Annotated in this window: 16 protein-coding genes; 6 read left to right on the plus strand and 10 right to left on the minus strand. The window is 62.9% G+C overall.

The genetic code is table 11. From position 1 onward, the window contains the following. Positions 1-192 precede the first annotated feature (192 nt). Positions 193-1,155 (plus strand): GlxA family transcriptional regulator, encoded by a 963-nt coding sequence (locus tag ACZ9H4_RS27235; RefSeq protein ID WP_408146793.1) that lies wholly within the window; start codon positions 193-195, stop codon positions 1,153-1,155. 266 nt (positions 1,156-1,421) lie between these two features. Here the strand turns inward: ACZ9H4_RS27235 and yjfF are convergent, their stop codons facing one another. The 5 genes from yjfF to ACZ9H4_RS27260 form a co-directional block, all read right to left on the minus strand. Beyond that, the gene (yjfF, locus tag ACZ9H4_RS27240) at positions 1,422-2,531 is read right to left on the minus strand and encodes a galactofuranose ABC transporter, permease protein YjfF (RefSeq protein WP_408146631.1); all 1,110 of its coding nucleotides are present in this window, start codon (positions 2,529-2,531) and stop codon (positions 1,422-1,424) included. Continuing rightward, positions 2,528-3,571, minus strand: coding sequence for an ABC transporter permease (locus tag ACZ9H4_RS27245; protein ID WP_476121775.1), 1,044 nt, complete (start codon positions 3,569-3,571; stop codon positions 2,528-2,530). Before ACZ9H4_RS27245 ends, yjfF begins: the two co-directional genes overlap by 4 nt. Continuing rightward, on the minus strand, positions 3,568-5,202 hold the full coding sequence (locus ACZ9H4_RS27250) for a sugar ABC transporter ATP-binding protein (RefSeq protein WP_476121777.1): 1,635 nt from the start codon (positions 5,200-5,202) through the stop codon (positions 3,568-3,570). Before ACZ9H4_RS27250 ends, ACZ9H4_RS27245 begins: the two co-directional genes overlap by 4 nt. A 196-nt stretch (positions 5,203-5,398) precedes the next feature. Next, positions 5,399-6,385 (minus strand): ABC transporter substrate-binding protein, encoded by a 987-nt coding sequence (locus tag ACZ9H4_RS27255; RefSeq protein ID WP_408146625.1) that lies wholly within the window; start codon positions 6,383-6,385, stop codon positions 5,399-5,401. 213 nt (positions 6,386-6,598) lie between these two features. Further along, entirely contained in the window at positions 6,599-7,198 is a 600-nt protein-coding gene (locus tag ACZ9H4_RS27260) for an alpha-ketoglutarate-dependent dioxygenase AlkB family protein (protein WP_476121779.1), read from the minus strand. A 164-nt stretch (positions 7,199-7,362) separates the two neighbouring features. Between ACZ9H4_RS27260 and ACZ9H4_RS27265 the strand changes: the two genes are divergently transcribed. After that, entirely contained in the window at positions 7,363-7,947 is a 585-nt protein-coding gene (locus ACZ9H4_RS27265; RefSeq protein WP_476121781.1) for a malonic semialdehyde reductase, read from the plus strand. Between the two features lie 58 nt (positions 7,948-8,005). Here ACZ9H4_RS27265 and ACZ9H4_RS27270 read toward each other — a convergent pair whose 3' ends face one another. Continuing rightward, positions 8,006-8,347: a hypothetical protein gene (locus ACZ9H4_RS27270; RefSeq protein ID WP_476121783.1), complete on the minus strand. Its 342-nt coding sequence runs from the start codon at positions 8,345-8,347 to the stop codon at positions 8,006-8,008. 375 nt (positions 8,348-8,722) lie between these two features. On the opposite strand from ACZ9H4_RS27270, the gene ACZ9H4_RS27275 reads away from it, so the two are divergent. Continuing rightward, positions 8,723-9,886 (plus strand): metallophosphoesterase, encoded by a 1,164-nt coding sequence (locus ACZ9H4_RS27275; protein ID WP_476121785.1) that lies wholly within the window; start codon positions 8,723-8,725, stop codon positions 9,884-9,886. A 31-nt stretch (positions 9,887-9,917) separates the two neighbouring features. Here ACZ9H4_RS27275 and ACZ9H4_RS27280 read toward each other — a convergent pair whose 3' ends face one another. Then, complete coding sequence (locus ACZ9H4_RS27280; RefSeq protein WP_476121787.1) at positions 9,918-10,442, minus strand: hypothetical protein; 525 nt, start codon at positions 10,440-10,442, stop codon at positions 9,918-9,920. 639 nt (positions 10,443-11,081) lie between these two features. Between ACZ9H4_RS27280 and ACZ9H4_RS27285 the strand changes: the two genes are divergently transcribed. Beyond that, entirely contained in the window at positions 11,082-11,789 is a 708-nt protein-coding gene (locus tag ACZ9H4_RS27285; RefSeq protein ID WP_476121789.1) for an MgtC/SapB family protein, read from the plus strand. Between the two features lie 162 nt (positions 11,790-11,951). Beyond that, the gene (locus ACZ9H4_RS27290) at positions 11,952-12,206 is read left to right on the plus strand and encodes a GlsB/YeaQ/YmgE family stress response membrane protein (protein WP_084585457.1); all 255 of its coding nucleotides are present in this window, start codon (positions 11,952-11,954) and stop codon (positions 12,204-12,206) included. A 58-nt stretch (positions 12,207-12,264) separates the two neighbouring features. On the opposite strand, the gene ACZ9H4_RS27295 is transcribed toward ACZ9H4_RS27290, so the two are convergent. From ACZ9H4_RS27295 to ACZ9H4_RS27305, 3 genes are all read right to left on the minus strand, one after another. Next, positions 12,265-13,779: an acetyl-CoA hydrolase/transferase family protein gene (locus tag ACZ9H4_RS27295; RefSeq protein ID WP_476121804.1), complete on the minus strand. Its 1,515-nt coding sequence runs from the start codon at positions 13,777-13,779 to the stop codon at positions 12,265-12,267. Between the two features lie 197 nt (positions 13,780-13,976). After that, positions 13,977-14,201: a hypothetical protein gene (locus ACZ9H4_RS27300; RefSeq protein ID WP_408146611.1), complete on the minus strand. Its 225-nt coding sequence runs from the start codon at positions 14,199-14,201 to the stop codon at positions 13,977-13,979. Positions 14,202-14,357: 156 nt separating this feature from the next. Then, on the minus strand, positions 14,358-16,538 hold the full coding sequence (locus tag ACZ9H4_RS27305; RefSeq protein WP_476121792.1) for an FUSC family protein: 2,181 nt from the start codon (positions 16,536-16,538) through the stop codon (positions 14,358-14,360). A 199-nt stretch (positions 16,539-16,737) separates the two neighbouring features. On the opposite strand from ACZ9H4_RS27305, the gene ACZ9H4_RS27310 reads away from it, so the two are divergent. Further along, complete coding sequence (locus ACZ9H4_RS27310) at positions 16,738-17,733, plus strand: LysR family transcriptional regulator (protein ID WP_408146607.1); 996 nt, start codon at positions 16,738-16,740, stop codon at positions 17,731-17,733. Positions 17,734-17,889 lie beyond the last annotated feature (156 nt).

Below are 17,889 nucleotides of genomic sequence, written 5' to 3' on the forward strand. Positions count from 1 at the left end.
AAGTTGTTTCAAACGCGATTAGGGGTGGCCTCACGGAGCCGCCGTGACAGCGCGGCGGAAAGCTCACATCTACGGCATTGCCCCGGTCGGCCAAGGACTGCTCGAACGGTGCATAGTCAAAGGATAAGCGCGCTTGACCATGTCTCAAATGTCATATATACCGGCGATTCAGGACATGACACAGGACATGCAATGCACACGATCGGCTTCGTCGTATTTCCGAATTTCTATCTGCTGGGCTTGGCGGCGGTCACCGCGTTCGAGCTGGCGAACGTGGTTCTGGAAGCGCGGGCTTACGACGTCGCGGTGCTGTCCGAGCATGGAGGGCTTGTCGTGTCCTCGGCAGGCATCCGCGTCGAGACGGTCGCCTTCAGCGACGCGACATTCGATACGGTCATGTTCGGCTCGGGCGTTGAACTGGACATGGTTTCCAGCCCCTTGACCGCGTTCGTCAGGCGCGCGCTCACGACGTCGAGACGAATCGCGGCGCCCTGCACGGGCGCTTTCATCCTTGCGGAAGCGGGTGCTCTGGACGGCAGGCGCGCCACCACCCACTGGCGCTTCGCCCACGAACTGCAGCGCCGTTTCCCGAAAGTCGCCGTCGAGGATGACCAGATTTTCATCGTGGACGGCCCGGTTTGGACGTCCGCAGGCATGACGGCCACGATCGACATGGCGCTCGCGATGATCGAGAAGGATCATGGCCCGGACGTCTCGCGCTCGGTGGCGCGCAGGCTTGTCATCTACCACCGGCGCGCGGGCGGCCAGTCGCAGTTTTCGACACTGCTAGACCTCGACCCCAAGTCCGACAGAATCCAGAAGGCGATCGACTACGCGAGCGCCAATCTGCGTAGCGCGTTGACCGTCGACGAACTGGCTTACGTGGCCGGGCTGAGTCCGCGCCAGTTCAGTCGCGCATTCAGCACAGAGACTGGACAATCACCGGCCAAGGCGGTCGAACATCTGCGCGTGGAAGCCGCGCGGCTGATGCTGGAAAAAGGGCGTCTATCGATGGACGTGATCGCGGCCGAGGTCGGCTTTTCGGACCGCGAACGAATGAGGCGGGCGTTCCTGCGCACCATTGGACAGCCGCCTCAGGCAGTTCGTCGTATTGGCAGGGAAAATCGTGGACCGGTTCTTCAAGGCAACGAGTAAAGCGCGCGTTGAGCGTCGTTCGTATCGCCTTGACGCTGAGGGTGCATTGTGTCTTATTGCGGCCGTTGTCCGTCGAGGATGCGAGTGGCCGCAACGTGCATCGACTCGCGATTGACCACCTATCGCGAACCATCACGCCCGGCCATGCAATCGCCGTATTTACCGCAGTCGCGTATGGCGTAGTGATCCTCGCCGCGCTGACGCTACCCGAAACCAGAGGCAGGCAGCTCAGCGCCTGAGTCAGGCCACGCATGCGCAGCCTCGCATCACGCCTGCTCCGGCGCCCCTCGGCCAAGCACCTGCGAATCCGACGCCGTGGCCGACGTTTCGCCATGCGCGTGTCCGTGCCCATGCCCCGGCGTCGTCACCGCGGCAGTGCCGCCCGGCCGCCGCACCGACTTCGCGTGCCGCTCGATCAATCGTTGCAACAGACAGAACGCGCACAACAGCGCACCGATCACGATGCGGGTCCACCACGAACTGAGCGTGCCGTCGAACGTGATCAGCGTCTGGATCGTGCCGAGAATGCCGACGCCGAACAGCGAGCCGATCACATAACCTACACCGCCCGTCAGCAAGGTCCCGCCGATCACGGTCGCCGCGATCGCGTCGAGCTCCATGCCCTGCCCCTGCAAGCCATAGCCCGAGAGCACATAGAACGTGAACACCGCGCCGCCCAGCGCGGAACAGAAACCGCTCAGCGCATATACACCGATCCTCGTATGCGCGACCGGCAGGCCCATCAGCAGCGCCGAACGCGGATTGCCGCCCACCGCATACACATTGCGGCCAAAGCGCGTGAAATGCGCGACGAAGATCGCGGCCAGCAGCGTCACCATCGCAATCAGCACGTTCGCCGTGACCGAGCCGATGCCGATGTCGAGACGAAACGCCGAGATCTTCTGGAACGTCGGATCGGTGATCGTGATCGATTGCGTCGTGATCAGAAAGCACAGGCCGCGTGCGAAGAACATGCCGGCCAGCGTGACGATGAACGCCTGCAGACGGAAGAAGTGAATCAGCGCGCCCTGCACCGCGCCGAACACGGTGCCCATCAGCAGCACGATCGGGATGATCACCCACACCGACAGATGCATGTGTTCGGACAGGACCGCCTCGACAATGGTCGTCAGCGCGACGACCGAGCCCACCGACAGATCGATCCCGCCCGACACGATCACGAACGTCATGCCGATCGCGACGATCAGCAGGAATGCGTTGTCGACCAGCAGGTCGAGCAGCACCTGCCATGAGAAGAAGCCGGTGTACATCACCGAGCCGAAGCCGAACAGCGCGCAGAACAACAGGATCGTGACGGCGATCGGCAACGTGCGCGGATCGACGACATGCGCCAGGGCATCGAGAAGTCGTCTCATCGTGCCACCCCGCGTTGCTTGAAGACCGACGCGCCAGCCGACATCGCGAGAGCGCGCGCCGCCGGCGACTGGATCACGCTGACCGCGAGCACCACGGCCGCTTTGACGACGAGCGTCGCCTCAGGCGGCACGCCGATCGAATACGTCGTGTACGTCAGCGTCTGGATGATCAGCGCGCCCAGCACCGTACCCGCAAAGCTGAAGCGTCCGCCGAGCAGCGACGTGCCGCCGAGCGTCACCGCGAGAATCGCGTCGAGTTCGAGCAGCAGGCCGGCGTTATTGCCGTCGGCGCTGCGCACATTCGAGCTGATCAGGATGCCCGCCATCGATGCGGTCAAGCCCGAGAAGCCGTACACCGCGAACACGAGCGCCTTGGAGCGCAAGCCGACCAGACGCGTCGCCACGGGATTGACGCCGATCGCGCGAATGAAGAGCCCGAGCGCCGTGCCTTCGACGAGCGCCGCGGTCGCCAGCACGACCACCGTGGCGATCCACACCGAACACGGCACGCCGAGCCAGTAACCGCCGCCCACGAACAGATAGCCGGGCGCGCCGATCGGAATGATCTGCCCGGCCGTCAGCAACTGCGCGATGCCACGGCCGGCAACCATCAGGATCAACGTGGCGATGATCGGCTGCATGCCGACAAAGGACACCAGCACGCCGTTCCACATGCCGCTCAACACGCCGACGATCAACGCCGCCACGAGCGCCTGCGCGACCAGCCCCGCGCTCGGCACGGGCTGCGTCGCGAGAATCGTGGCCGCGGCGGCACCGGCGATCGCCACCACCGCGCCGACCGAAATGTCGATGCCGCGCGTCGCGATCACCAGCGTCATGCCGATCGCGACGAGCACGAGCGGCGCGGCGCGATTGAGCACGTCGATCGGCGCGCCGAACAGATGGCCGTCGAGCATGCGCAGCGACAGGAAATGCGGATTCACCCACAGATTCAGGCCGCACAGCAACGCGAGCGTGACGCACGGCCAGATCAACGGACGTTCGACGCCGTCGCGCGCGAACCAGTTCGATAGCTTCATTCGCCGCTCCCCGCGATGAGTCGATAGATGTTGTCTTCGGTCGACGCCTTGCCGGCGACTTCGGCGATCTTGCGGCGGTCGCGCAGCACCGCGACGCGATGGCTCACGCGCAGCACCTCGCTGATCTCCGACGAAATGAACAGGATGCTCAGACCGTTCGCGCACAGCGCCAACAGGCGGTCCATGATGTCGAACTTGGCGGCGACGTCGATGCCGCGCGTGGGTTCGTCGAGAATCAGCAGCTTGGGGTCGGTGGCGAGCCAGCGCGCGAGCAGCGCTTTCTGCTGGTTGCCGCCGGACAGCAGGCCGATCGGCTGTTCAGCGTCCGAGGCCTTGATGCCGAGCCGCTCGATCCACAGATCGGCCAGTTCGCGCGCGCGCTGCCGGCTGATCTTGCGCCACCACCCGCGCCGCGCCTGCAGCGCAAGCAGGATGTTTTCGCGGATCGACAGTTCGGCGACGATGCCCTCTTTCTTGCGGTCTTCCGCGCAATAGCCGATGCCGTGGCGCACCGCGTCGCGCGGCGAGCGCAGCCGCACCGCCTTGCCGCCGACGAGAATCGTGCCGCTGTCCGCGCGGTCCGCGCCGAACAGCAGGCGCGCGGTCTCGGTGCGGCCGGAGCCGAGCAGGCCGGCGAGGCCGAGAATCTGGCCGGGCTGAACGTCGAGATCGATCGGCTGCAGCGTGCCGCGCCGGCCCACGCCGCGCAATTCCATGAATGGCTGCGCACCCTGCGATGCCGGCACGCTCTCGTCGGACTCGTGCGCCGCTTGCGCTGCCTGTGCTTCGTGCGCGGCTTCACGCAACCGCGCGCTCATGCGCTCGTGACCGACCATCTTCGAGACCAGTTGATCGGCCGGCAGATCGCGCGCAAGGTATTCGCCTTCGCGCTCGCCATTGCGCATCACCGTGATGCGGTCGGAGATCGCATAGGTTTGTTCGATGAAATGCGTGACGAACAGAATCGCGATGCCAGATTGCTTAAGATGCCGAAGTATTTTGAAAAGCTGCGCGACTTCGCTGTCGTCGAGACTCGAAGTCGGCTCGTCGAGAATCAGCACGCGCGCGTCGACTGACAGCGCTCGCGCGATCGCCACCATCTGCTGCACGGCGATCGGATACGCGTCGAGCGAGCGCGTGACGTCGAGCGACACGTCGAGGCGCGCCAGCGCGGCCTGGGCGCGCCGCTTGATGTCGGGCCAGTCGATCGCACCGAAGCGCCTCGGCTGCCGGCCCGCGAAAATGTTCTCGGCCACCGACAGGTTCGGACACAGGTTCACTTCCTGATACAGCGTGCGCACACCAGCCGCTTCGGCCTCCTGCGGCGAGGCGAACGCCACCACTTCGCCGCCGAGGCGGATCGTGCCGGCATCCGGCGCGACCACGCCGGTGAGCACGTTGATCAAGGTGGATTTGCCGGCGCCGTTCTGCCCCATCAGCGTGTGAACCTCGCCGGGAAAGAGACGAAAATCGACTCCTTGCAGCGCCTTCACGCCGGGGAATGTCTTGCTGACGCCGGCGGTGGCCAGGATGGGTTCGGGCGCGTTCGCGGGGCCTGTTGCGCCGTTCGCGCCGTGGGTGCCGTGGGCACCGATAGCCGGCTGATTCGGCTCGGAAGCGGGATGGGTCATGGACCTCGCTCGATCGGCTATGCGTGGGTTCGGCAGGCTCCAACAGCGTCCGTCTGAAAAGAGACCGCCCGCTGCCGAAGCAGCCCGGGCGGCCAGGCACCACTGGAGAAACCTGTTCGATCTATCCGTACTGCGCGTCTCCTCTTCTCTGCGCCGCGACGCGGCGCACATCATGAGGATAGCTGAGTACTTCGCTTCAGTACTTACGTGTCGGCAGAGTCTGCGCCGCGACGCTCATCGGGAAGACGGTCTCTTCCGTGAGGATGCGCTTGGGCAGCGGCTTGCCGGCCACGACATCCTTCACCGCCGACATCAGTTGCGGCCCCAGCAGCGGGCTGCACTCCACGTCGACATTCATCTTGCCTGCGGCCATCGCCTGGAAGCCGCCCTTGGTTGCGTCGAACGACACGACGACGACGTCCTTGCCCGGATGCATACCGGCCTCTTCCATCGCCTGGATGGCGCCGAGCGCCATGTCGTCGTTATGCGCATAAACTACATTTATTTTATTTCCATAAGTTTTAATAAACGCTTCCATGACCTGCTTGCCGCCGGCCAGCGTGAAGTCGCCGCTTTGCGACGCGATGATCTTAAATTTGGGGTCGTTCTTGATCACTTCCATCAGACCGGAGTGCCGGTCATTGGCAGGCGCCGAGCCGACCGTTCCCTGAAGTTCGGCGATGTTGACGGGGCCTTGACTGCCTTTATAGTGCTCTTCGAGCCAATGACCGCCGCGCCGGCCTTCTTCCAGGAAGTCGGAGCCGATCATCGTCACGTACAGCGACGTGTCTTTGACGTCGATGTTACGGTCGGTGAGAATCACCGGAATTTTCGCGGCCTTGGCTTCGCGCAGCACCGGCTCCCAGCCGGATTCGACGACCGGCGAGAATGCGATCACATCGACTTTCTGCGCAATATACGAGCGGATCGCCTTGATCTGGTTTTCCTGCTTCTGCTGCGCATCGGAGAATTTGAGCTTGATCTTCGCGTCCGCTGCGGCGGATTTGACCGACTCGGTGTTGGCGGTTCGCCATGCGCTTTCCGCGCCGACTTGCGCGAAACCGAGGGTAATCTGTTTGTCCTGCGCATAAGCGCCGGGCGCGGTCAGCGTCAGCGCGCCGATGCCTGCGGAAAGTGCGAGCGCGCCCAACGCACGACACGCGGCACGTCGTGTATTCGCCATGACTGTCTCCTGATGTTGTTGTGTAGACGACCCAGCGAACCTGCCCAGCCCTCGCGGCCCTCACGGTGCGTGGATCGTGATGTAGCGTACTGTGCGGCGCGTTAACCGTCCAATCATATGATTCGCACCGGCGATATCAATTCTGGTATCGCGTGCGCGATTGGCTTGCGCTGGGCACATGAGAGCGGATCGTCAGGCGAATTGGCGGACGAACTAGCGCGCGGCCACTTTCGGCGTGACCCAGCGGAACGTCAGATTGATGCGCTCGCCGGTCACGCGCGGCTCCTTCGGCACCCGATGCCGCCACTGCGCCTGGGTGTTGCCCTTCATCACGAGCAGGCTGCCGCCCTTCAGCGAAAACGACTGCACGACGCCTGTCCTGTTGTGCCGCAAATCGAAAGTGCGCGCGACGCCCAGGCTGACCGACGCGATCATGGGCCGGGGGCCCAACTCGGGTTCGCGGTCCGCATGCCAGCCCATGCTGTCGGCGCCGCTGCGATAGCGGTTGAGCAGCACACTGTTGAAAGGCATGCCGCAGACTGCCTCAGCGGCCGCCTTCAGTTGCGCGACGGCCGGCGTCCACGGCTGCGGCACGTTGCGAATCCCCGAATAGACGTACACCGCATCCGGCTCGCCCTGCCACGCGGTCAGACGCGGCAGCGCGACACGGCCCGCGGGCGTGCCCATCGTGTCCTGACGCCACTGCACTTCGTCGATCAGCTGCGTCAACGCCTGCCCCGCCGTGGCAGGCGTGAGCCAATCGGGATACCAGTCGACGTCGGGCGTCGGCAGGTCGTCGAAAAGATCGCTCATACCGTTACCTGAATACCTGTGTGCGATTGCGCGAGCAAAACCCTGCGCGGGTGAAAACCCTGGCTATTATGGTGGCAATGACGCATACGCTCGCCCCGGCGCGTTGCGCTGTCATTCCAGTCAATCACGCCGTCTTTCATTTCTATTTTCAACGAACCTTCATCATGACTCTTTCCGATCAGGCGCTCGATCAACTCTTTCGTGAGGCGCGCACGCATAACGGCTGGCTGCCGAAACCCATCGACGACGCCCTCCTCAGGCAACTGATCGAACTGACGCTGCTCGGCCCGACCTCGGCCAATTCGAGCCCGGCCCGGTTCGTCTTCGTCAAGACGGCGCAAGGTAAGGAAAAGCTGCGTCCGGCGTTGTCCGCGGGCAATCTCGACAAGACGATGGCCGCGCCGGTCACGGTAATCGTCGGGATGGATATGGCGTTCTACGAGCAGCTGCCGAAACTGTTTCCGCATGCGGACGCGCGCAACTGGTTCGCCGGCAATGAGCGCGCGATCGCGGATACGGCATTTCGCAATTCGACGCTGCAAGGCGGCTACCTGATTCTCGCCGCCCGCGCGCTCGGTCTGGACGCCGGCCCGATGTCGGGCTTCGACGCGGCCAAAGTCGACGAAGCGTTCTTTACCGGCACAACCGTGAAGGCGAACTTTCTCATCAATCTCGGTTACGGCGACCCGTCGAAACTGTTTGCGCGCAGCCCGCGCTTCTCGTTCGACGAAGCCGCCCGGATTGTGTGACGTTGCCTGACGCTGTCCGACGCGCGGCGAGCGGTCCGCGCGCGCGTCCAACTTGTTTTCAGGTGAGCAGCGCCACGTAGAACACCACGGTGCCGATCAACGCGCCGATAAAGCAGAAGCCCTCGTCGGCGTCGTCGTCACCCGAATTCGAAGTCGAACGCAACCAGGCACCGACGACGCCGAACAGTCCCGCGATACCCAGCGCGACGCACAGCATCACCACGCCGAATAGCGCGCTCCTGCCGAGCTCGGAGAAGTCGATGTTGCGCACGCCGAAGTACACGCCGAGCGCCATCAGCGAAATGACGACGAGCGGCAGCATCACGTGACTGCCTTCGTATCCGACGTGGTGCGCATGATGCGCGTGGCGTATTTGTTGGCTCGATCTGAGCAGCTTCATGATGTGCCTCCCCCTCGCCCTCTCCCGGCGATCAAACTCATCGCTACCGAACCGCAGCGGCCCCGTTGCGACCGTCAAACGAACCGGTTCCTTTTGAGCATAGTCCACGCGCGAACACAATTCAAAGCCCATTTAATTAGGTTGCGCAACGCGTTTCGGTGCGCTTTCTCGAGTCGCGCGAATTGCTGCAATGCACGACTCTGTGGACACCCTCAAGCACCGGATCGAACGCGTCGTTTCCGCTAATTTTGCGCTGCCGGCAAGCGCCGGTACATGCCGGTAGAATGGGTCGCCCGGCCGCGAACCGCATCGCCGCCGACGATTCGCCGCCACCCTTCTGCTCCGTGTCGGCCCCTTCCCGCCCTGATCCTCTTTATGCGCCGCTCATCCTTTCTTGTTCGCATCATCCTGATTGGCATCCTGCTGCATATCTACGTCGGCTTGCGTCTGATTCCAGACATGCCGATCGACACCACCGGCCGCTGGCTGAGCGTGTTATGGCTCGTGCTGTCGATATTCCTGATTCCGTTGGGCATGATGGCGCGCAGCATCAAGCGCCAACCGCTCGGTGACCGGCTCGCATGGGTCGGGCTGCTGGCGATGGGCTTCTTCTCGTCGCTGCTGGTGCTAACCTTCGCACGCGACCTCGCGCTCGCCTCGCTGCTGACCGTGGATGCGATCTGGCCGAACACCATCGCGATCGCGCATTGGCGGACCGGCTCAGCGGCAGCGGTGCCGTTGCTTGCGCTGCTCTCGACGCTGATCGGTCTGTTCAATGCACGTCGCCGGGCGCGAGTCGTGACGATCGAGGTGCCGATCGACGATTTGCCCGCGGCGCTCGACGGCTTCACGATCGTACAGATCAGCGATATCCACGTCGGCCCGACTATCAAAGGCCGCTATGTGGATGCGATCGTCGACGCGGTGAATCGATTGAAGCCGGATCTGATCGCAGTGACCGGCGACGTGGTGGACGGCAGCGTGCCGCAACTGACCAAACATACGCAGCCGTTATCACGGCTCAGCGCGCGTCACGGCACATTTCTCGTGACGGGCAACCATGAGTACTACGCCGGCGCGAATGCGTGGATCGACGAATTCCGCAGGCTGGGATTGAACGTGCTGCTTAACGAGCACGTGATCGTCGATCACGACGGCGCACGCGCAGTGATTGCCGGTGTGACCGATTATTCGGCGGGTCATCACGACCCCTTGCACCGCAGCGACCCCGTCGCGGCGCTCGCAGGCGCGCCCGGCGACGTGCTGATCAAGGTGCTGCTCGCCCATCAGCCGCGTTCCGCCGAAGCGGCTGCGGCGGCGGGCTTTACGTTGCAGTTGTCCGGCCATACGCACGGCGGCCAGTTCTTCCCGTGGAATTTCTTCGTGCGGTTTCAGCAACCGTTCACGGCCGGTCTCGCACGTCTGGACGGATTGTGGGTGTACACGAGTCGAGGCACCGGCTACTGGGGACCGCCGAAGCGCCTGGGCGCTCCTTCTGAAATTACGCGCTTGCGACTCGTGCCCGGCGAGCCGGACTGATCTGAATGGCCGAACGTGGCGGCGTTGACCGCTACTGGGCTGGCTCCACGGCCACGTTCACTTGCGGCGCGTAGGTCACCGACACTTGCATGCCCGCCGCCAGATTGGCGACCGCGGCCGGCGTGCGGCTCTGGATATGGAATACCGAGCCACTTGCGCCTCTGAGCGCCAGCACGCCGGCTGAACGATCCACCGCTGTGACTTCGGCAGTCACATTCTGCATCGTGTCGCGTGGCGTTCCCTGAGCAAGCTTGCCTTTACCGTCCGCGCCGTCCGTGACCCGGATCACTGCATTGCGGATCATCTGGATATGGACCTTGCTGCCCGGCCGGAGTTGCGCGAGGTTGCGAACATCCGTGACGGTGAACGAGCCTTCGCCACCTTGCGCGTCGAGCACGGTCAGCGACTGTTTCGCCTGGTCGATCGATTTGACGACGCCGTCCGCCTGCAACAGGCTGCGGCCTTCGAACGGTGCGGGCAGGCCCACGGCGAACGACACCAGCGGAGCGGCCGCAAGCAACGCGCCGGCAATCACACCGGAAGCTTTAACTTTCATACATTCCTCGATTGGGCTGAACAGCGGGAGAGCGACGACGTCGTGCTGATGAATGGCGCAAGCGGAACAGGAAAAAGAGCGACGAAAAGCAAACTTGATTTGAGCAGCGCGACAGCACGACGCGTTCCGAAGTATTCAGACAGTTTGTTTTCCGGGATAGGGTCCGTCAATATTCGGAGTCCGTATTTGAGCGAGGATTGTTCTCCGACGTCGTCGGAAATTTCCGAAACGACGTGCCATGGGATTCGGCCGTCCCGTTCGATCCGGCTTGACTTGACTTTGCACCGCCGCCTAAAATGCGCCCACTTCTTTTAACCGGAATAACGATCTTGGACAGTAGCAGTCGTCCCCGAGCTTCGCTTCTCCCGCTCGCCTGATCGGCAGGATTTCCGCGTCAGTCTTATCTGCCGCCGTCTTGCCTTCTGGCCTGATGGCGCGCTTCGCTCAATACCCTCGCATTGGCGGCGGTGAAACCCGGCATGGCGCTTTGCCATGCCGATGCTCCACGCCTTTACGCTTCGCGAGCCCTGGCTCACGTGCGTCGTCACGACTGATCCACGCGCGTCCATGACCGGTGACGCGCTGCTGTCACGCGTCGTATTCACACTGCGCGAATCCGCGCTTCAATCTTACTGAACGATGACACTCGAATTCGTCTGGCGGCTCCTTGCCGCTTTCGCCTGCGGCGTCGCCATCGGCCTCGAACGGCAGATACGTCAGCGCAATGCAGGGCTGCGTACCATTACGCTGGTCGCGAGCGGCGCATGCCTGTTCGTCACGCTCGGCGTGCTGACCGGCACCGGTACGGCCGGCGTCACCCAGATCGCCGCGTATGTGGTGTCCGGCGTCGGCTTTCTGGGCGGCGGCGTGATCATGCGCGACAAAGGCTCGATTCAGGGGATCAACACCGCCGCGACGCTATGGTGCTCGGCGGCAGTGGGCGTGTTGTGCGGTGCGGGTCATTACGGCCCGGCGCTCGCTGGCACGGCGGTCGTGTTGCTGACCAATACGGTGCTGCGTGAAGTTAGCCGTACTATCAATGCAACGCCGGTTTCAAACGCCGACCTGATTCGCGAGTACGTATTGACGGTGGTTTGCCGCGAGGCCGACGAGATTCACATTCGCACCGCCATCTCCAATTCGATGTATTCGACGCCGCTGTCGTTCCAGAGCCTGACGAGCGAAGACGTCGAGAGCGATTCCGGCGGTATTCGCGTGACGGCGACGCTCAAGCTGCATCCGAAAGACCAATCGAAGCTCGAACAGATGGCTAGCCGCCTGAGCATGGAAAAGAGCGTGTCCAGCGTCAGCTGGACGGCGCGTGAAGCCGAGCCGACGCCGGAGTGACGCGCGACTCGCCGGCTCCCCAAGTTGGCACGCATCGTCTACACTTACACGGCAATAGATTCAAACAATGTCAATTCCGCGTCCGCAACATGGACTGTCCCATCACCTTCGACTAAGCTCTAGCCGCGTGATTTTCTCTCACTCAACCTTGGAGTCTCGAATATGGAACACGGCATCATTGCATGGCTCATCATCGGCGCGATCGCGGGCTGGCTGGCCGGCGTGCTGGTCAAAGGTGGCGGTTTCGGCCTGATCGTCGACATCATTGTCGGGATTGTGGGCGCGTTCATCGGCGGCTGGCTCGCCGGTGTGCTGCATATCTCGCTCGGCGGCGGCTGGATCGGTTCGATCATTACCGCTGTGATCGGCGCGGTCATTCTATTGTTTCTTATCCGGCTGGTTCGACGAGGCAGCTGAGCGCAGCAGTCGATACCCGAAGGCGTCAGGGGCGAACGCCACCTGACGCCACGCTGCTTTAAAGCACTGTTTCCATTACCGGCAACATCGAGCCGGTGTCACGCAGCCGCGTATGCCAGGCGAAAGCCTGGTCCAACCGATGCGGCGTCTGCCCTCCTCCTTGCAACGCGTCCCGATAGTAGTCGCGCAGCAGATCGCGATACACCGGATGCGCGCAGTTTTCGATGATCAACGTCGCCCGCTCGCGCGGCGCCAGGCCGCGCAGATCGGCGAGCCCCTGCTCCGTCACGACCACGTCGACGTCGTGCTCGTTGTGATCGCAATGCGGCACCATCGGCACGATGCTGGAAATGCGGCCGTCCTTCGCGGTCGATTTGGTGGCGAAAACCGCGCACGACGCGTTGCGCGCAAAGTCGCCCGAGCCGCCGATGCCGTTCATCATGTGCGTGCCGCCCACATGGGTGGAATTCACGTTGCCGTAGATGTCCAGTTCGAGCGCAGTGTTCAACGCGATCAGCCCGAGCCGGCGAATCACTTCGGGATGATTGCTCACTTCCTGCGGACGCAGGACGAGACGATCGCGGTAACGTTCGAGTTCACCGAATACCTGCGCCTGACGCGCGGCCGACAGCGTGATCGACGCACCCGAGGCGAACGTCACCTTGCCTGCGTCCATCAGATCGAAGGTCGAATCCTGCAGTACTTCTGAGTAAATCTCGAAGGCGTCGAAGGGCGAATCGACGAAACTGGCCAGCACCGCATTCGCGATAGTGCCAATGCCGGCCTGCAACGGCGGCAACTGCCTGGGCATGCGAGCGCGCGATACTTCGTGCTGGAAGAATTCAATCAGGTGACCGGCGATCAGCTCGGTCTCCTCGTCCGCCGGCAGCACCGTCGACGAACTGTCGGCCATATCGGTGATGACGATCGCCGCAATCTTCTCGAACGGAATCTCGATGGCCGGCGTGCCGATGCGATCGTGCGCATGGACGATGGGCAGGGGCTCACGGTTCGGCCTGCGGCCCGGAATCCAGATGTCGTGCAGCCCTTCGAGCGCGAGCGGCTGCGCGAGATTGATTTCGACGATCACCTTGTCGGCGAGAATCGCGAAGCTGGCCGAATTGCCAACCGAGGTAGTCGGCACGATGCCGCCGGTCTCGGTGATCGCGGCCGCTTCGATAATCGCGACGTCGAGTTGGCCGAGCTGATTCGCGCGCAGCATCTCCACGGTTTCGGACAGATGCTGATCGACGAACATGACTTCGCCGCGATTGATCGCGTCGCGCAGGGTCTTGTCCACCTGGAACGGCAGACGGCGTGCGAGCACGTGCGCCTCGGTGAGCATGCGGTCCACGTCGTGACCGAGCGAGGCGCCCGTCATCAACGTGATACGCAGCGGCTTGCCTTCCTGACGGGCCCGTTGCGCAAGCGCAACCGGCACGGCCTTCGCATCGCCTGCGCGCGTGAAGCCGCTGGCGCCGACGCGCATGCCGTCCTGAATCAGCAACGCCGCTTGCGCAGCCGAGGTGATCTTTCCGCGCAGCGCGGCACAACGAATCCGGTCTTCGTACATGAAACCAAGTCTCTCCATAGTCATCGATTCAGCCTACCGGTGCGCACGTCTGCTGTGTGCTTCGCTCAGTAGCTGAATTGCCGCACCCGCCGCGGCGCCTCGAGGGGACGGCGCCGCGGGCTGGTGTTTCATCGCGTGCGACGTGCTCGCGACAGGTCTTGCAAATACTTCAGGTGTTGCAGCGGCGCACGCCTGGTTTAGCTGCCGAAATAGATGTTGCAGAAGCTCATGGGACCGACGCACTCGTCACGCCCAGCCTTCGGCGCGGTGCTGCGCTTCGGCGCGACGACGTTGCGGGTGCGCGGCGAGTCGGCTTGGGCAACCTGTTGCTCAGGTGCCGTGGGTGCCGCGGGCGCAGTTTGCGCATGAGCGACAGTGGCGGACAAGGAGCAGGCAATCAGGACAATCTTCAACACTTTCATTTCGTTCTCCGGTACTTACGGTGACTGCGTGGCAGTGATGAAACTATATGGCCGCCACCTACGCGGATAAAGCGGCCTGCCCGAAAGTCATCCTTCCAGTTGGCGGAAGGATCAATGCGAAGCGGCGCGCACCGGCGAGTCGTGGAAGTGCGGCGTTCAACGCGTATGAAACGGCGCGTCCTTGTCGAGCAGCGCGGTACGGATGAAGTGCAGACAGCTCAGGATGCGCTGCAGGTCGTGGCGTCTGTCGCGATCCGCATGCACCGTTTGCAGCATGTCCTGGGCAATCCACGTGGCCGAGCGCACGGAGGTGAGCGCACGTTCGAGCGCGCGCGTGCCGGGCCGCTCGAAGAGTTGCGCGAGATCATCGCAGGTGCGCTCGATCGCGCTGCGCCAACGGGGATGGAGCGCATGCGCGTATCCCGCGTGCGCCGTTTCGTTGCGCAGATCGATCACGGCGCGACCGGCTTCGAGCGTGGCGAGCATCCAGCGCAATGCATCGCGGCGGCGGCGGGAGCGTCGCGTCAGGAGCATCCGTAATTGCGAGGTCAGATCATGCGTGCCCGACTGGAAGCGCTGACTGAGTCCGCGCAATTCGCCCTTGCAGGCGGACACCGCTTGCGCACGCAAGTCGCCCATGATCCGCGCGATGAGCCAGGGCATGTCGGCGGGAAAAACCATCGCAAAGACGATCGCGGCGAGCAGCATCGACGCAGTGAGCGCGATGCCGTTGTTGATGAGCAGATCCGGCGCATATGTGACGACATTGTCCGGGCCCGCCAGCAGGCAGAAGAACACCGAGAAGCCGATGCCGTATCCGGCGGCATGCTTGCGTGTCGCGATGAACGCGCCTAGTGCGAGCACCGGCGTGAGCACCATGCATAGCAGCGGGAAACCATCTATGTGGGGATACACGTAGCACGTGAAAAGATAGCCGGTCATCGTCGCGAACGTGGCGCCGACCGCCATCTGCAGGGCCATTTTCACCGCGTTCGGCGCGGTCGAGGTGAGCGCGCACGCCAGCGCCGCGCCGATCACGGCAAAGCCGCCGCTCGGCCAGTCGGTTGCAATCCAGAACCAGCCGACGATGGCCATCGTCACCGCGGAGCGAACAAACGCAAACGCGACGACGAAGCTGTTCGTCTGGTTCACATAGCGGTTGAAGTCGCGCTGCGAGCCGACCGGCTTGCGCCGCGCCAGCGACCCGTAGGTCTCCGAATAGCGAATCCACTCGTCGACGAAGCGGTATAGCAGCTCCGCTGCCGTATCGAAGTCCGCCAGCGATTCGGTGAGCCCAGGTTCTAGTGACCGTCTCGCTTCGCGAACGCGGCGTGGCAGGGTCGTCTGGAAGAGGCGTAAGCGGGCCGCGACGCGCGATGCTTCAAGAGTTGATTCTAGCTGTGGTCTCAACAGCGTGGACAGCTCATCGAAGTACGGCCTGATTGCGGCGAGCGTCGGCGCCGATCCATTTGCGCGCAGACGTTTGAGCAGTTGATGCAGCGCGTGCAAACGCGCGCATGCATCCATGAATTCGCCGTTCAGGCGGCCGAGGTGCTGATTGCGGGAACGCATCGCGGGATCTTCAAAAGCGGCGAATGTGCGCGTCGCTTCGAAGCCCACAATTTCATCAACGATGTCCGCAAAGCGGCGCTCAAATTGACCACGCTCGATTCCGCAGCCTAGCACCTGCGCGGCGAACACCGTAAAATTCGCATACCGGATCTGCAAGGCGTGCCGCAGGGCGAGGCTGGAGCGCTGCGGCACGATCAGTGCACTCACCGCACTCGAGCAGATAATGCCGACCGCCACTTCCGCCGCACGTGTGAGCGCCGCAAGAAACAGCGCGTCCGGCGTGGTAACGTTCGGAATGCCAATCAAAGCTGCGGTGTAACCCGCGAGCACAAAACCGTACCATCTGAAATGCCGATATCGAACTGCTGCGGCAATGCACGTGCTCACCCACCCGATCATGCCGAGCATGTACAACTCGGGTTGCTGGACGAACAACGCACCAAGCACGATGGCCGCGACCGTCCCGACCGCCGTCCCGAGGATCCGGTAGAAACTCTTGGCGAGTACCATTCCGCTGAACGGTTGCATCAGCACGAACACCGTGGTCATCGCGATGCGCGGTTGCGGCAGGTCGAGCAGCATCGCGATGCCCTGCGCGAGCAAACCGGCGGTGACTGTTTTCAGCAAATGCAGCCAGGTCAGGCCATCGCTGTTCGCCCAGTCGCGAATGGCGGGACCGAAGGTTCGCCGGTTAAACGCTTGCCACATGATGCTCCACGAGCGGAAACAGTCCGTCGCCGGTTTGATCGCATGTTGGCGTTTCATCTGAAGGCAATGCGCCGCGGTTGGTCGCTGAAAGAAGCGCCGGCGAAGACTGCGCACACCGGCAGGCAAGGCGCCGATTTTAGGAGCATGCTATGTGCGCATTAAGGGCACCAGCACGGAACGTCTCTTCCAGAACGGACAACAATGCGGGTTCGAGACAGGCGGACAATACGGCTTCTGCCGTGAAATAGAAGGATCGATGGATACGTTACAAAATATGCGAGTGTTCGTGCGCGTGGTTGAGGCTGGTAGCTTTACCGCAGCCGCGCAGTCGCTCAATTCGACGACGGGCGCCATGTCCCGTGCGGTCTCTGAACTCGAGGCACATCTGCGTACGCGCCTGCTGAACCGTTCGACGCGACGGCTCGCGCTGACCACGGCCGGCGAGCGCTATCTGAAGCGCTCGCAGCAAATACTCGCGGATATCGACACCGCGGAAGAAGAAGCCAGTTGTGCGCACGAGCGCCCGGCTGGCGCATTGCGCATGCATAGCTTCGCGAGCATTGGTCAGCATTACGTGTTGCCGGCTATTTCGCGCTATCGCGCGCTTTATCCGGAGGTGACCGTCGAGTTGTCGTTGTCGCAACGCATGCCAGATCTTTTCGAAGGTAGCGCCGATGTCGCGGTGATCGGAGCGTCGACTCTGCCGAACTCGGACCTCGTATCACTGCCACTGGGGACGACTTTCAGCATTCTGTGCGCGTCGCCCGCCTATGTACGCGCGCACGGCGCCCCGCAAAAACCGGCCGATCTGGCGCATCACGAATGTCTGATTCTGCATACGCCGGCCTTTCCGCCGCACGAATGGGTGCTCGACGGCCCGCATGGCAGCGAGACGATGGAGGTGAACGGTCCTGTGCAGGTGAACATCGCGGAATCGCTGATCGTGGCGATTCGCGAAGGCATGGGAATCGGCATGGTGCCGCTTTACTCGGCTATTTCCGGCTTGCGTGATGGCTCATTAGTGCGAGTGTTGCCGGAATATACGCTGCAAAAGATGAATGTTTATGCGCTGTATCCATCGCGCAAATTCATCGATGCAAAGACTCGGACCTGGGTGGAGTTTTTGCGAACACATCTGCCGAAGGTGATTGCACGCGATGTGGGGTTGCTTGCTGAAGTTGGGCAAGCGGAGGTTGGTGATACTGAGTTTCCCGTTGCGGGAAGCGGCCACGGGGATATCGCGACTCAGTGATTTGAGGTGACGATGGGCGCCGTTGGCAGCGTGTTGGTGTGGCGGCGCCGAAGATATGTCCGGTCGTGTTCACGCCGGTTCGCACCTGGCGCTCTGCGCGCACGAACACGCTGTACCCCGTTTCGATGGACGTCGGAACAGGCCCGCTGAAGTGGC

The organism is Paraburkholderia sp. TE9906, assembly GCF_056279605.1.

Bases quoted from the DNA above. Each gene is read 5' to 3' on its own strand.
- ACZ9H4_RS27235 (WP_408146793.1), top strand. From the start codon at position 193: ATGCACACGATCGGCTTCGTCGTATTTCCGAATTTCTATCTGCTGGGC.
- yjfF (WP_408146631.1), bottom strand. From the start codon at position 2,531: ATGAGACGACTTCTCGATGCCCTGGCGCATGTCGTCGATCCGCGCACG.
- ACZ9H4_RS27245 (WP_476121775.1), bottom strand. From the start codon at position 3,571: ATGAAGCTATCGAACTGGTTCGCGCGCGACGGCGTCGAACGTCCGTTG.
- ACZ9H4_RS27250 (WP_476121777.1), bottom strand. From the start codon at position 5,202: ATGACCCATCCCGCTTCCGAGCCGAATCAGCCGGCTATCGGTGCCCAC.
- ACZ9H4_RS27255 (WP_408146625.1), bottom strand. From the start codon at position 6,385: ATGGCGAATACACGACGTGCCGCGTGTCGTGCGTTGGGCGCGCTCGCA.
- ACZ9H4_RS27260 (WP_476121779.1), bottom strand. From the start codon at position 7,198: ATGAGCGATCTTTTCGACGACCTGCCGACGCCCGACGTCGACTGGTAT.
- ACZ9H4_RS27265 (WP_476121781.1), top strand. From the start codon at position 7,363: ATGACTCTTTCCGATCAGGCGCTCGATCAACTCTTTCGTGAGGCGCGC.
- ACZ9H4_RS27270 (WP_476121783.1), bottom strand. From the start codon at position 8,347: ATGAAGCTGCTCAGATCGAGCCAACAAATACGCCACGCGCATCATGCG.
- ACZ9H4_RS27275 (WP_476121785.1), top strand. From the start codon at position 8,723: ATGCGCCGCTCATCCTTTCTTGTTCGCATCATCCTGATTGGCATCCTG.
- ACZ9H4_RS27280 (WP_476121787.1), bottom strand. From the start codon at position 10,442: ATGAAAGTTAAAGCTTCCGGTGTGATTGCCGGCGCGTTGCTTGCGGCC.
- ACZ9H4_RS27285 (WP_476121789.1), top strand. From the start codon at position 11,082: ATGACACTCGAATTCGTCTGGCGGCTCCTTGCCGCTTTCGCCTGCGGC.
- ACZ9H4_RS27290 (WP_084585457.1), top strand. From the start codon at position 11,952: ATGGAACACGGCATCATTGCATGGCTCATCATCGGCGCGATCGCGGGC.
- ACZ9H4_RS27295 (WP_476121804.1), bottom strand. From the start codon at position 13,779: ATGTACGAAGACCGGATTCGTTGTGCCGCGCTGCGCGGAAAGATCACC.
- ACZ9H4_RS27300 (WP_408146611.1), bottom strand. From the start codon at position 14,201: ATGAAAGTGTTGAAGATTGTCCTGATTGCCTGCTCCTTGTCCGCCACT.
- ACZ9H4_RS27305 (WP_476121792.1), bottom strand. From the start codon at position 16,538: ATGAAACGCCAACATGCGATCAAACCGGCGACGGACTGTTTCCGCTCG.
- ACZ9H4_RS27310 (WP_408146607.1), top strand. From the start codon at position 16,738: ATGGATACGTTACAAAATATGCGAGTGTTCGTGCGCGTGGTTGAGGCT.